The 12,963-nt window shown below is 64.0% G+C and carries 16 protein-coding genes; 6 read left to right on the top strand and 10 right to left on the bottom strand.

Annotation, left to right across the window (positions count from 1 at the left end; genetic code table 11):
• Positions 1 to 37: 37 nt before the first annotated feature.
• From CU_RS02750 to CU_RS02740, 3 genes are read right to left on the bottom strand one after another with little or no spacing between them, the layout of a single operon-like run.
• Positions 38 to 808: a GNAT family N-acetyltransferase gene (locus CU_RS02750; RefSeq protein ID WP_012359805.1), complete on the bottom strand. Its 771-nt coding sequence runs from the start codon at positions 806 to 808 to the stop codon at positions 38 to 40.
• A gap of 30 nt (positions 809 to 838) precedes the next feature.
• A complete protein-coding gene (glp, locus tag CU_RS02745) occupies positions 839 to 2,077 on the bottom strand; it encodes a molybdotransferase-like divisome protein Glp (RefSeq protein WP_012359804.1) in 1,239 nt (412 codons plus the stop codon).
• 4 nt (positions 2,078 to 2,081) lie between these two features.
• Positions 2,082 to 2,969, bottom strand: a complete 888-nt coding sequence (locus CU_RS02740; protein ID WP_187289732.1) for a UTP--glucose-1-phosphate uridylyltransferase — start codon at positions 2,967 to 2,969, stop codon at positions 2,082 to 2,084.
• 129 nt (positions 2,970 to 3,098) lie between these two features.
• Here CU_RS02740 and CU_RS02735 point away from each other — a divergent pair, with 129 nt between their 5' ends.
• Together CU_RS02735 and mscL are read left to right on the top strand one after the other, a co-directional pair.
• Positions 3,099 to 3,830, top strand: a complete 732-nt coding sequence (locus CU_RS02735) for a 5-formyltetrahydrofolate cyclo-ligase (protein ID WP_012359803.1) — start codon at positions 3,099 to 3,101, stop codon at positions 3,828 to 3,830.
• A 39-nt stretch (positions 3,831 to 3,869) separates the two neighbouring features.
• Positions 3,870 to 4,334: a large conductance mechanosensitive channel protein MscL gene (mscL, locus tag CU_RS02730; protein WP_012359801.1), complete on the top strand. Its 465-nt coding sequence runs from the start codon at positions 3,870 to 3,872 to the stop codon at positions 4,332 to 4,334.
• Between the two features lie 248 nt (positions 4,335 to 4,582).
• Here the strand turns inward: mscL and CU_RS02725 are convergent, their stop codons facing one another.
• From CU_RS02725 to CU_RS02700, 6 genes are all read right to left on the bottom strand, one after another.
• Positions 4,583 to 5,230 carry a MogA/MoaB family molybdenum cofactor biosynthesis protein gene (locus CU_RS02725; RefSeq protein ID WP_012359800.1) on the bottom strand — a complete coding sequence of 216 codons (648 nt, stop codon included), beginning with the start codon at positions 5,228 to 5,230 and terminating at the stop codon, positions 4,583 to 4,585.
• A 104-nt stretch (positions 5,231 to 5,334) separates the two neighbouring features.
• Entirely contained in the window at positions 5,335 to 6,804 is a 1,470-nt protein-coding gene (locus CU_RS02720; RefSeq protein WP_328701704.1) for a S1C family serine protease, read from the bottom strand.
• 46 nt (positions 6,805 to 6,850) lie between these two features.
• Entirely contained in the window at positions 6,851 to 8,440 is a 1,590-nt protein-coding gene (locus tag CU_RS02715) for a sensor histidine kinase (protein ID WP_012359798.1), read from the bottom strand.
• Entirely contained in the window at positions 8,437 to 9,132 is a 696-nt protein-coding gene (locus tag CU_RS02710) for a response regulator transcription factor (protein ID WP_012359797.1), read from the bottom strand. Before CU_RS02710 ends, CU_RS02715 begins: the two co-directional genes overlap by 4 nt.
• Positions 9,133 to 9,328: 196 nt before the next feature.
• Complete coding sequence (rpmF, locus tag CU_RS02705; RefSeq protein ID WP_012359796.1) at positions 9,329 to 9,496, bottom strand: 50S ribosomal protein L32; 168 nt, start codon at positions 9,494 to 9,496, stop codon at positions 9,329 to 9,331.
• Between the two features lie 22 nt (positions 9,497 to 9,518).
• Positions 9,519 to 9,788, bottom strand: coding sequence for a type B 50S ribosomal protein L31 (locus CU_RS02700; RefSeq protein ID WP_012359795.1), 270 nt, complete (start codon positions 9,786 to 9,788; stop codon positions 9,519 to 9,521).
• Between the two features lie 359 nt (positions 9,789 to 10,147).
• On the opposite strand from CU_RS02700, the gene rpmB reads away from it, so the two are divergent.
• The 4 genes from rpmB to rpsR are packed head-to-tail and all read left to right on the top strand — an operon-like array spanning position 10,148 to position 11,125.
• Positions 10,148 to 10,384 carry a 50S ribosomal protein L28 gene (gene rpmB / locus CU_RS02695; protein ID WP_012359794.1) on the top strand — a complete coding sequence of 79 codons (237 nt, stop codon included), beginning with the start codon at positions 10,148 to 10,150 and terminating at the stop codon, positions 10,382 to 10,384.
• Position 10,385: 1 nt separating this feature from the next.
• The gene (rpmG, locus tag CU_RS02690) at positions 10,386 to 10,550 is read left to right on the top strand and encodes a 50S ribosomal protein L33 (RefSeq protein WP_012359793.1); all 165 of its coding nucleotides are present in this window, start codon (positions 10,386 to 10,388) and stop codon (positions 10,548 to 10,550) included.
• A 3-nt stretch (positions 10,551 to 10,553) separates the two neighbouring features.
• Positions 10,554 to 10,859: a 30S ribosomal protein S14 gene (gene rpsN / locus CU_RS02685; protein WP_012359792.1), complete on the top strand. Its 306-nt coding sequence runs from the start codon at positions 10,554 to 10,556 to the stop codon at positions 10,857 to 10,859.
• Between the two features lie 17 nt (positions 10,860 to 10,876).
• Positions 10,877 to 11,125 carry a 30S ribosomal protein S18 gene (gene rpsR / locus CU_RS02680; protein WP_012359791.1) on the top strand — a complete coding sequence of 83 codons (249 nt, stop codon included), beginning with the start codon at positions 10,877 to 10,879 and terminating at the stop codon, positions 11,123 to 11,125.
• A gap of 159 nt (positions 11,126 to 11,284) precedes the next feature.
• Here rpsR and CU_RS02675 read toward each other — a convergent pair whose 3' ends face one another.
• Positions 11,285 to 12,778, bottom strand: coding sequence for a DUF1846 domain-containing protein (locus tag CU_RS02675; protein ID WP_012359790.1), 1,494 nt, complete (start codon positions 12,776 to 12,778; stop codon positions 11,285 to 11,287).
• Positions 12,779 to 12,963: the final 185 nt, after the last annotated feature.

The following is a 12,963-nucleotide window of genomic DNA, read 5'->3' as shown; positions in this document are numbered from 1 at the left end:
GCGCGGCGGGCCAAAACGCGGAAGTTTTGCCGCCGCCCTAATCGACCCGAAAACGCCCCTGGGACGCGAGCCGCTGGGTAATGCCGGGGCCGAGCTCTTCGACCGTCTGGGCGACCAGCAGGTGGTCCGTCCACTGCCCATCGATGTGCAGGTTGCGCTCCAGCCGCCCCTCCACCCGGTAACCGGTGTTGTCCAGCACGCGGCGGGACGCGGGGTTGTCCTCCATGACGGTAGCCTCCACCCGGTGCAGGCCGAGCCCTAGCATCGCCAGGTCGGTGCCCAAAGCGACGGCCGCGGTGGCGACCCCGCGCCCCTGCCAGCGGGAATGCACCCAGTAGCCGATCCAGCAGTTACCAATCGTGCCGTATTGCATATTGCCTAGCGTGAGCTGGCCCGCGAACTCGCCGGCCACCTCGATCGCCAAGGACATCGCTATCCCTTGGCGCTCCGCGAACTTGAGCCCGCGGTAAGTCTGGCGCCACATTTTCGGCGAGTGCGCCTCCTCCCACGAGGTCGCCACGGTCGGCTCGACGGGGCGCAAGAGGTGTTCATCGGCGATGCGGAACGCGCGCCACGATGCCCCGTCGGAGCGGCGCAGCTCCCGCAGCCGCACCGGCAATTCCGCGGAGGGCTGGGCGTGTAGGTGCTCGCTGGTCCGATGAACGCCACGTGCGGGGGCTGCGCTCGTGGTAGCCCTTACGGTTGCGTCGGGCACGGCGCCTGGCCGCTGGAGTGCTGGAGGCAACCACACGGTAGGTACGCGCCACCGCGCCCCATTACCCCTGGCCAGGCGCCTATCCAGCTCCACGTCCACCGCTCCCCTGTGAGGTTCCCGCGGCTAGGAGCGGTTCGTCAGGAAGAGGACGTCGACGAACTGACCAGGCGCGACGTGCGTCTCCTCCGCAGGCACGGTAATCAGGCAGTTTGCCTGGCCGTAGCTGCCCAGCAGGTGGGTCGGTTCCCCGCCGCCGACCGCGCCGAGCGGGTCCACGAGAAACTCGCGGGTCTCCCGGTCGCGCATCAGCTGGCCACGGATGAAGCCTCGGCGGCGCGGCGCCGAGTCGATCGCGGCAATGGTGCGGGCCCGCACCACCCGGCGGGTGGCCTGGCGCTGGCCGCGGATAATCTGGATCAGCGGTCGGACCAGCACTTCGAAGGCCACGAGCGCGGCGGAGGGATTGGCAGGCAGCAAGAAGGTCGGCACCTGGTCGGCACCGAGGGTGCCGAAGCCCACGATGGAGCCCGGGTGCATCGCGATGCGGGTGGTTTCCATTGGGCCGAGCTCGCCCAAAATCTGGCGCAGCTGGTCGCTGCCTTCCCCACCGATCGCCCCGGTGATGACGAGCACCTCGCTGCGCATCAGCTGGGCTTCCACGACCTCCTTAATCCGGCGCGGTTCACCCGCGAGGATGCCCATGCGGTGGGCCTCGGCACCCGCCTCCTTAGCGGCGGCGGCGAGCGCATAGGAATTGGCGTCGTGGACCTGCCCCAGACCCGGGTCGCGGTCGATGTCGACGAGCTCGGGGCCGAAGGCGAGCACGCTCAGTCGCGGGCGTGGGTAGACCAGCACCTTGGAGCGGCCGATGGCTGCGAGCAAGCCCACCTGGGCCGCGCCGAGCACTGCGCCCTGCTCGACGACGACGTCGCCCGGCTGGACGTCGGAACCGAGGCGGTGGACGAACTCCCCCGAGTTCACGGTGCGTAGCGGTTCCACGTGGCGGCCGTCGACCTCCACCCAGTCAAGCGGAAGAACAGCATCGGCGAGCGTCGGGATCGGCGCCCCGGCGTGGACGCGCACGGTCTGGCGCGGCTGCAGCCGAACGGGACGGCTCGAACCTGCGGTGACCTCACCGACGACCGGGAGGGTGGGCAGCTCGCCGTCGGCGGGCTCGCGGACGTCCACGGCGCGCACCGCGTAGCCGTCGATGGCGGCCTGGTTGAAGCCGGGTACCGCCCGGTCCCCCTCGATCTGCTCCGCGCAGCGCAGACCGAGCGCCTCAGAAATGGAGATGCGCACCGGTTCCGGCGTGACCGCCGCCGCGGAGATGATCGCTAGCTGTTCCTCAACGCTGCGCATGGGGCTACTCCCCGAGTCGCTGCTCGAGCCACTGCTTCAGGGACTCCCCGTAGGTCTCATCCTCGAGAGCCATGTCCACGCACGCGCGGATGTAGCCGCCTGGGTTGCCGAGGTCGTGGCGCTTGCCCTGGTGGACGACGATGTGCACCGGGTGCCCCTCGGAGATCATCAGCTCGATGGCATCGGTGATCTGGATTTCCCCACCCTTGCCCGGCTTGGTGCGGGACAGGGCCTCGAAGACCTGCCGGTCCAGCAGGTAGCGGCCGGTGGCCGCGAAGTTCGACGGGGCGTCTTCGAGGTCCGGCTTCTCGACCATGCCGTTGACCTTCTTGACCTGCGGGTCATCGGAGTCGGCGGCGATATCGAAGACACCGTACTTGGAGACGTCCTCCTCCGGCACCTCGACTGCGCACAGGACGGAGCCACCATAGCGCTGGCGCACCTCCAGCATGGTCTCCATGACCCCGTAGGGCAGGACGAGGTCGTCTGGCAGCATGACGGCGAAGCATTCCTCATCCTCGGCGAGGTGGGTTTCGGCCAGGCCGATGGCGTGGCCGAGGCCGAGTGGCTCCGGCTGCTCGATGGCTGCCACGTCGATCAGGCCGTCGGTGGCGCGAACCTTCGCGAGCTGGTCCTCCTTACCGCGGGCTTCGAGGGTGGCCTCGAGCTCAGCATCGGTGCGGAAGTGGGCCATGATGCCCTGCTTCTTCGGGGCGGTGATGATCGCCAGCCGTTCCGCACCAGCCTGGGCGGCCTCCTTGGCGATAAGCTCGATACCGGGAGTGTCGACCACGGGGAGCAGTTCCTTGGGCACCGTCTTCGTTGCAGGCAGGAAGCGCGTCCCCAGTCCTGCGGCGGGGACTACAACTGTGCGAAGCTCATTGGATGTCATGAGGTGCATCGTACCGCCCAGCTGGGCCACAATGCTGGACTTACACCCGGTGCGGGCCGGAAAAGATCCGTTGAGAATTCCGGCGCCGCCAACCCACCCGTACAGAGAGCACGAGCAGCGAAGGAGACCATGCCCCATAACCCCGAAGAAACCCGCGCCGCGAAGGCTGCACTGCGCGCTGAGGTTCGCGGCACCCGCAAGCAGGTCCCAGCAACCGAGCGCGCCCGCCGCGACCGGGCCATCCAACGCCATCTGGTGGCAGCCCTGGGACAACAGTTCCCCAACTCCCGGCCGGTAGTGGCCGCTTTCTGCGCGCTGCCGGGTGAGCCAGGAGGGGCGGACCTGCCGGAAGCTCTGCAGGAGGCGGGCTATGAGGTGATTCTGCCGGTGGTTCAGTACAACCCACGCCGGCTGGAATGGCGCACCTTCACGGGCCAAGCTGACCTGGTGGCAAACTCGATGGGGATCCTGGAACCCACGGGCGAGAACCTCGGCGAACTGGTCGATGCGGCGGACGTCGCCATCCTTCCTGCCCTCTCCCTGGGTCCCAAAGGCACCCGGCTGGGCCAGGGCGGCGGGTTCTACGACCGCACGCTCGCAGCCTTCGTACCGGGCGATTCCGCCCTCCCGTCAGAAAGCGAGGAGCCCTCGAGCGCCAACGCCACCCCAACGCATGATGTGAACCCCTTCACAAAACCGCACGTCGACCAACGTTTCCCTGGACCTCGGCTGCAGGCAATCTGGGCTGTCGTCGACCACGCCGAACTGCGAGTCCGCGTTCCCGCCGCCCCACATGACCTCGCCGTATCGGCGGGCATCACACAAAACGGGGTCTATCATTTCTCCAGCTCATCAGTATAATAAACCCAGTCTTTTATACCTTTAAGAAGGGGATTTTTAATGCTATCTGGATTCAAGGAATTCCTGATGCGCGGCAACGTGGTTGAGCTCGCAGTGGCCGTCGTTGTCGGTTCCGCGTTCACCGCAATCGTCACCGCTTTCACTGACAAGATCGTCAACCCGCTGATCGCCGCACTGGGAGGCTCCCCGGAGTTCGGCCTGGGCTTCCACATCCGTGAGGGCAACCCGGCCACCTTCGTCGACTTCGGTGCCGTGATCACCGCCGCGATCAACTTCCTGATTGTCGCAGCCGTCGTTTACTTCATCCTCATCATGCCGATGAACAAGCTGGCTGAGATGAACGCTCGCCGCAAGGGAATCTCCACCGAGGAGGCAGCTGCAACCGAGACCGAGCTGCTGGCCGAGATCCGCGACCTGCTGCAGCAGCAGAACGGCGTTTCCACCAAGAAGGTCGACCCTTCTGTCGTCAACGACGATGACCCGACCGGTCGTCACGCTGAGTAATTCCCGCTAAGAAATTCGCTCAGACGAATGCCAGCTCGACGCCCGTCGAACTAGTTCTCCGCCCGCCCCCAGTGGGGCGGGCGTTGTTCTATCCAGAAGTTTTTATCGAACCCGCCATCGTCGGCCGAGTTCTTTTCTTTATCGACGCCCCGGCCCGTGGCTTTGGGGTCTTTGACCCTCCCGGCGGCGTTCCGGGCACTGCGGGCTTTAGCGAGGCTGGCAAGCCCGCGTGGTGCGCGGCAGGCCATTTAGACGCCGAGCTCGTCGAGCACGTGGTTGACCAGCGGGCCGAGCGTGGCCATGCCGTCGCGGATTGCGCCCCGGCTGCCAGCGATGTTGACGACCACGGTGGACCCGGAGATCCCGGCGAGGCCGCGGGAGAGGGCAGCATCCTTATTATTGGCGGCCAGCCCGGAGCTGCGGATCGCCTCCGCGATGCCCGGGATGCGGCGATCCAGCAACTTGCGGGTGGCCTCGGGGGCGCGGTCACGTGGGCCGAAGCCGGTGCCGCCGATGGTAATGACGAGGTCCGCGCCCCCGACCACCCCAGTTTCGATGGCGTGCCGGATCTCGCTCTTACGCTCAGCGACATCGACCACCGCATCGACGATGAAGCGGTCTTCTGCGAGCAGTTCGGCAACGAGCTCGCCACTGCCGCCCTGGCCAGCGCGGTCCTCCCCGATCAGCACGACAAGCGCGTGGCGGGTGGGCACGGCCTCGGCGGCTGCGCGCTTGGCGGCGGCCTGCGCATCGAGGCTCTGGTCAAGGCTGTGGAGGAAGCTATCGTCTGGCTCCGGAATGGTGGCGTCCAGCCGGTCTAGCTGACTGTGGTCGATGTCGTCCACGATGGGGTTTCGGACACCAATCTCGTGGGCTTCATTCCGGTTTAGCGTCAACGCGTTTGCTCCTTCACGGCGGGTAGGTCGCTTTAACTTTAACGCGGGAGAGAAATTTTAAAACCCCTAATGGGGTTTTATTTTCATCCCTCCCCCGTGTGTGTTTACTCCTGGGTTTCAGCCTCGGTGCCGAGAGTGACGTCGAGTTGCTTTTCCGGTCCGCGTCCCCCAGGCAAGACGGTGAGTTTCACGGTGTCCCCAACCTCGTGAGAACGGATGGCGGCGATGAGCCCCACACCAGTGTCGATGAGTCGATCGTCGACCTTGCGTACCACGTCCCCCTTCTTCAAGCCGGCCTTGTCAGCCGGGCTTCCGGAGTTGACCTCCATGACCTCGGCGCCGATGAAGTTGCTGGCGGTGTTGATCTGCGCGCCGATCATCGGATGGACGGCCTTGCCGTTATCAATCAGCTGCTTGGCGATACGCACCGCCTGGTTGGAAGGGATAGCGAAGCCCAGTCCGATAGAACCGGAGGTGCCCCCTCCGCCCAGGGTGGCGATGACCGTCGGGATGCCCACGAGTTCGCCCTTAAGATTCACGAGCGCACCACCGGAGTTGCCGGGGTTGATAGCTGCATCGGTCTGGATGGCGTCGATGAGGGAACCCTCGCCACCATCCTCGCCGGCTGCCTGCACAGGGCGGTCCTTGGCAGACACAATGCCGGAGGTCACGGTGGAGTTCAGGCCCAGCGGAGAGCCGATGGCGGCGACCGTCTCGCCGACATTGATGGCGTTGGAGTCCCCCATCGCCATGGGCTGCAGGTTATCGGCGCCCTCCGCCTTGATGACGGCGATATCGGTCTGCGGGTCAGCGGCGATGAACTTGGCTGGGAGCACGCGGCCGTCAGCGGTGATGACCTGCATCTTCGCGCCACCCTGGGCGGCAGCACCAACGACGTGATTATTCGTGAGAATCATGCCGTCGTTGGTGAAGATGGATCCGGAGCCCTCCTCCCCGCCACGGGCGCTTTGCACCTGGATCTGCACCACCGAGCGGGTGACCTTGTTCGCGACCTGGGCGATGGATCCTGATTCCTCGAGCCTGCTCGTGCTGGTGTCCTCATTGCCGGTGGGCGCGGAGTCGAGAGTGTTGACAGAGCGGGTGCTCGAATTGCCCTGCATGGAGGTCAGGGCGAAGGTCGTGCCGGATGCGAGAACTACTGCCCCCACCATGAGGGCGGCCACTGCTCCGGTGGACCAGCGCTTCTTCTCCTTCGGAGGGGCGGTGAGGGTGCCCTCCCCAGACTCGCCCGGCCCTGCCTGGGGCGGGTAGCCCGGCTCGTGCGGTAGCGCCTGCTGGTGATGCGGCGCCTGCATGCCCTGGTGACTCTGAAACTGGTGCGGCTGGGTATGGCTGGTATTCGACTGATCCCACTGGGCAGGCTGGTTGTCTTGAGTATCGCCCGCCCATCCCCCGTGGTCGTACTGCGCTCCAGCCTCACCACGGCCGGTGTGGCCATTGTGTCCGAATGGCCCAAAATCCGACGCCTTCGGGTAGCGCTCTCCCCCGCTACCGCTGGCGCCGTTGCCGCCGATACCGTTACCGCTATTCAGATTTTCACCATTTTTTTCCATAGGAACCATCCTCCACTTCCCTTATAAAAAATCCTGGGACGCAGCCCTATTTTTCGCTGGGAGTTCCACGGCGGGCCGGCAATACCACCCGCATCAGCGCGCCACCGTCGTCGGACTCATCGACGATGATCGCCCCGCCGTGATTTACCACGGCCTGCTTAACGATGGAGAGTCCCAGGCCAGAGCCCTGCATCGAGCGAGAATTGATCGAACGGTAGAAGCGGTCAAAGACCTTCTTCCGATCCGCGGCGGGGATACCCGGCCCGGAGTCCGCGACTCGGATCTCCACGGCCTCCTCTTCCCCATCGCTTGCCGGTGTCCCAGCAGTAAGCCCCGACGCTGCCGGCGGGATGGGTTGCATCCAGACGCGCACGCTGGCCCCTTGCGGTGACCACTTGGCTGCGTTGTCCAGCAGGTTCAACAGCGCCCGTTTCAGGCTGAGCGGATCCCCCTGGGTGACCCAGGGTTCGGCGTGAATTTCGAAGGTAACGTCCGGGCGACGCCGCTGAACCTTCGCCACACCGACGCGCAGGCATTCATTGAGATCAACCTCCTCGTCGCTGAGAACGGGACCATCCTCACGGGCGAGGTCCACCAGGTCCTTAATCAGGGCGCTCATCTCGTCCAACTGGCTCAGCACATCACGTTCGAGGTCTTGGCGGTCAGCCTCCGTGATGCCTGGGGAATTCTCGCGCGTCGCGAGCAGCAATAGTTCGATATTGGTCCGCAGGGATGTCAGCGGTGTCTTGAGCTCGTGTGAAGCGTCTGCAACGAGCTCCTTCTGCTTTTCCCGGGAGGTCTGGAGGGCCAGCATCATGTTGTTGAAGGACGTGGTGAGGGTGCCGACCTCGTCATGAGAGAAAACGACGAGCTGGCGGAGCTCGCCCGTCTCCGTCACTCGGTCCGTGGCTCGCCGTAGTCGGTCGATGGGCCGCAGCCCGGCGCTAACCACAGCGGCGACCAGCACGATCGCGCCGAGCGCCCCGCAGATCCCGATCATCGTCAAAATGAGGGCAAGCGATTCCAACGCCTTTTTCGTCGCCGAGGTATCAGAAACGAGGACGACGACGCGGCCGTCAGGTGCCGCGACCGCGAAATAACGCTCGTCATCATCGGAGCGGTAAGAATGTGGGCGCGCGCCCCGGATCACCGCGATCTCGGCATCCTCCAGGACGGGCTCAAACTTCGTAACGGGAGCGGCAACACCGGTATAGATCTCCGGCACGACCATCAAACTGAGCGTGTTGGAGATCCGCTCGAAGGCCGGCTGATAGTTCTCCCCCGGAACACCACCTGGAACCTTCTCGGGGGGCATCTCGATGATGCTTTGAGCCTGGGATCGCAAAAGGCTATCGCTGGTTCGCCACAGGATCTGGGACACCGTCGCGTAGGCAGCGAAGGTCACGGTGGCGATCGAAAAAATAATGACCAAGGAGGTCAGGACGGTCAGCCGTTGTTTGATGCTGCCCAAGGTGCCGTCCAGAAAGCGACGCCACCGGGGAAGGTTGGTCAGCTCGGCGACGTGCTCGTGGTTGAGGATAATGCCGTGGTCGCCGACCTCACCCGCAGTTCGCTCCCCCGTCGCCGGGTGGGAGGCACGGCCCCGGGGGTCCGAGGAGAGCCTCCGCAAACTCATGGTGCGGTCTCGCGCAGAACGTAACCCACGCCGCGCACCGTCTGGATCAGACGCGGCTCGCCGTCGGCCTCGGTCTTTCGACGCAGGTAGCCGATGTAAACCTCCAAAGCATTGCCCGAAGTCGGGAAGTCATAGCCCCACACGTCCTCGAGGATCGTCGTGCGAGAGAGCACCTTGCGTGGATTGCGCAGCAGGAGCTCCAGCAAGGCGAACTCGGTGCGGGTCAGGCTAATCTGGCGGCCCCCACGAGTAACGTCGCGGGTCGCAGGGTCCAGTTCAAGGTCCTCGAACTTCAGGATCTCAATCTGCTGGGTGTCCACCGCCGCCGGTCGCGCGGCACGCCGGACAAGGGAGCGGGTGCGAGCCAGGAGCTCCTCGAGCGCAAAGGGCTTGGTGAGGTAATCGTCCGCGCCCGCATCCAGCCCGGCCACGCGCTCCGAGACGGAGTCGCGGGCAGTGAGCAGCAGAATGGGGGTGTCCTCACCCTGGGAACGCAGCTCGCGGCACACCTCAAGCCCGTCGAGCTTCGGCATCATGACGTCGAGAATCACCATGTCGGGACGCTCAGACTGGACCTTAGCCAGCGCTTCCTCCCCGTCTGCGGCGAGCACGATGGAGTAACCGTTGAAAATCAGGGAACGCCGGAGCGATTCGCGAACAGCGGGGTCGTCGTCCACAACGAGAATCTTCATATAGCTATTGTGCCTTCCCGGCGTGACTTTGTGTTAAAGCTCAGCACCTATTTAGGTTACTCGCACCCATAGGTCAGGTATTTTCTACACCTCGGCTGCAAGTTGCGCGTGCCTCTCGGATGTGACGGTGATAGCAAAAACGCCCGCACCTGGAGCGCAGGTACGGGCGTTGAACCGGCTAGCCGGCTGACCGGAATTAATCCAGGTCGATCAGGCCGAGCTGAGCAGCCTTCACCAGACGGCGAGGGATCTGCACCTCCTGGCCGTTGATCTTCTGAGTCTGAAGTTCGACGTTATCCGCCTTCCACTGGGAGCGGCGGGCGCGGGTGTTGGCGCGGGACTTCTTAAACTTTGGTACTGCCATTTTCTTCTACCCTCCTCGAGCCTTACTGGGTCTTCTTCTTGCGGCGAGCCATGCCACCGTAGCGGCGCTGGAACTTCTCGACGCGACCTGCGGTGTCCATGACGCGCTGTGCGCCGGTCCAGAACGGGTGGGACTCGCTGGTGATGTCGACGACGATCAGCGGGTACTCGTTGCCATCCTCCCACTCGACCGTACGGTCGGAGGTGGCGGTGGAGCGGGTCAGGAACTGCTTACCGGTAGCAGAATCCTTGAATACCACTGGGTGGTAATCCGGGTGGATATCCTTCTTCATACTTCTTCCCTTAGGTTGATCACATCGGGTCGGTCCCGAGCGCATGAGCGCGGGTCGTGCCCGAGTCGGGGCGAAACATTGTCTTCACGTTCGAGATGCCACGATGGCAGCACGTACGACCGCAAAAGTCTATCGCATGTCGACCGATGGACATAATTGACCAACCACTCCTCAAGGGCCGGCCCCAACTGGGCAAGATTAGGAGCTTCGCCACCTGAGCTGTATAATCGTCCTCTGCTGTTGTCTATGTAAACGTCATCACCGTGCATGCAGCGCATTTCGTGCTTCCCAGCGGACTGTCTACCCACCGGGGAGCCTGCATTTTTCGTTGTGTAATGCATGGTGGAAGGAGAAAACCCATGTCGGCATATTGCCAGGTGACGGGCCGCAAGCCGGGTTTCGGCAAGCAGGTTTCCCACTCTCACCGACACACGAGCCGCCGCTGGAACCCGAATGTTCAGCGTCGCAAGTTCTACCTGCCTTCTGAGGGCCGCACGATCACGTTGACGGTCTCTCCGAAGGGCCTGAAGACCATTGACCGTGATGGCATCGAGTCTGTCGTTGCCAAGATTCGCGCTCGTGGGGAGAAGATCTAAAATGGCTCGTAACGATATTCGTCCAATCATCAAGCTCAAGTCCACGGCTGGCACCGGTTACACCTATGTCACCCGTAAGAACAAGCGCAACAACCCGGATCGCATCACTCTGAAGAAGTACGACCCGGTTGCCCGCAAGCACGTCGAATTCCGCGAGGAGCGATAATCTATGGCTAAGAAGTCCATGATCGCGAAGAACGAGCAGCGCAAGGAAATCGTCGCCCGCTATGCGGAGCGTCGCGCTGAGCTCAAGAAGATCATCAAGAACCCGAACACCAGCGACGAGGATCGCATCGAGGCGCAGTTCGAGCTGAACCGTCAGCCGCGCGACGCCTCCCCTGTTCGCGTCCGCAACCGTGACGCCGCCGACGGTCGCCCACGTGGCTACCTCCGCAAGTTCGGCCTGTCCCGTGTCCGCGTCCGCGAGATGGCTCACCGCGGTGAGCTGCCGGGCGTTCGTAAGTCCAGCTGGTAATTAGGGAGGCTCTTTAAATGAAGCGCAACAACATGAAGCGGGCGCGGATGGAGCAGTCCCGCCGCCCCAAGAAGAACCCGCTCAAGGCCGAAGGCATCGAGCAGGTTGACTACAAGAACTACGCTCTCCTGCGTAAGTTCATCTCCGACCGTGGCAAGATCCGCTCTCGCCGCGTCACGGGCCTGACCCCGCAGCAGCAGCGTGAGGTTGCTACCGCGATCAAGAACGCCCGCGAGATGGCTCTCCTGCCTTTCAACAGCCGTTAAGAACCGGCAGGTAGACGTTACGTAGACAAAGAAGACCCGCCCAGGCTTTATGCCGGGGCGGGTCTTCTTCTATTTTTTACGCTCCGCGTGCCACCACCCCGCGGGGGAAGACCGCCTGCAGACAAGCAATCCCCCGGATGACAGCCGGTGCGGGCGGGCCTAGCGCTTGCGGTAGAGGGCCTTGCGCCAGTACTTCGGCTCGGAGGTCACCAGCACTCCGAGGTTGCGGAAGATGCCCTCGTCCACCGAGCCCAAGATCGTGGTGGTGTGGACGTCGCAGCCCGCAAGGTTCTTCAGCTGCTTCAGCGCGGCCCGCGCGTCCTCAGACTCGGCGGCGGAGACCGAGAGCGCGATGAGAACTTCGTCGGTGTGCAGGCGCGGGTTCTGGGAGCCCAGGTGATCGACCTTGAGCGTCTGGATGGGCTCAATGGACTTCGGCGAGAGCAGGTGGATGTCGTCATCCAGGCCCGCGAGGTGCTTCAACGCATTGAGCAACATCGCCGCGGAGCAGCCCAGCAGCTCGCTGGTCTTGCCGGTGATAATGGTGCCATCCGCTAGCTCCAAGGCGCTGCCTGGCTCCCCGGTGCGCTCCTCCACCTCGTTGGCCGCAGCAACGACCCGGCGGTCCTTGGTGCTCGCGCCCACCTTGCTCATCACGATCGCCACACGGGAGGACACGGTATCGTCCGTGTCTTCGCGGCGTTCGTCGACGAGCGCCTTGTAGTAGCGGCGCACGATCTCCTGCTTCGCGGCCTCGCGGCACAGCTCGTCGTCTGAGATGCAGTGGCCGACCATGTTCACGCCCATGTCCGTCGGCGACTGGTACGGCGAGTGCCCGTAGAGCTTCTCCAGCAGGGTCTTCAGGAGCGGGAAGACCTCGACGTCGCGGTTGTAGCTGGTCACCTGCTTGCCATAGGCCTGCAGGTGGAAGGGGTCGATGACGTTGATGTCGTCCAGGTCCGCGGTCGCGGCCTCGTAGGCGAGGTTGACCGGGTGCTCCAGCGGGAGGTTCCAGATCGGGAAGGTCTCGAACTTCGCGTAGCCGGCGGGGACCCCGCGGCGGAACTCGTGATAGACCTGCGAGAGGCAGGTGGCAAGCTTGCCGGAACCCGGTCCCGGCGCGGTAACGACGACGAGGTCGCGGGAGGTTTCCACGTAGTCGTTCAGCCCGAAGCCACCGTCGGAGACCACGAGCTCGGTGTTCGTCGGGTAACCGGGGATCACCCGGTGGCGGGCGACGTTAAGGCCGAGGCGCTCCAGGCGCTCGGCGAAGGCGACAGCCATGTGGTTGCTGTCCTCCAGCTGGGTCAGCACCACGTTATTCACCCGGAAACCGCGGTCACGGAAGACATCGACAAGGCGGAGTGCGTCCTCCTCGTAGGGGATGGAAAGGTCGGCGCGGACCTTGCCCCGCTCCAGGTCGCGGGCGTTGAGGCAAACGACGATCTCGACGTCTTCCTTGATGTTCTCCAGCATCGCGATCTTGTTATCTGGCGTAAAGCCGGGCAAGACGCGGGAGGCGTGGTAGTCGTCAAAAAGCTTGCCGCCCATTTCGAGGTAGAGCTTCCCACCGATCTGCTCGCGCCGCTCGTTGATGTGCTCAGACTGGAGCTGGATGTACTTATCGCGGTCGAAACCGATGCCGTGGGTCATGGGCGTAGCTTATTCCTTTCAAAGCATCAGCAGCGCTGGTCGCTCCCGCTCGGGGCGTCATCGTGCGCTACTTTTTACGCCTTTTCACTCTAGACCCGTGGGAACCCGAGCGTAAACTCCCTGGGTCTCCCCGAGTCTTCGTGCACTTCCGGCAGGCGCAATCGTGCACTTCGGATAGCGCGTAA

It is taken from the genome of Corynebacterium urealyticum DSM 7109 (assembly GCF_000069945.1).
Lineage (GTDB): Bacteria > Actinomycetota > Actinomycetes > Mycobacteriales > Mycobacteriaceae > Corynebacterium > Corynebacterium urealyticum.
Note: the sequence above shows the minus strand (reverse complement) of the source record. Positions and strands in the feature narration are given on the sequence as shown.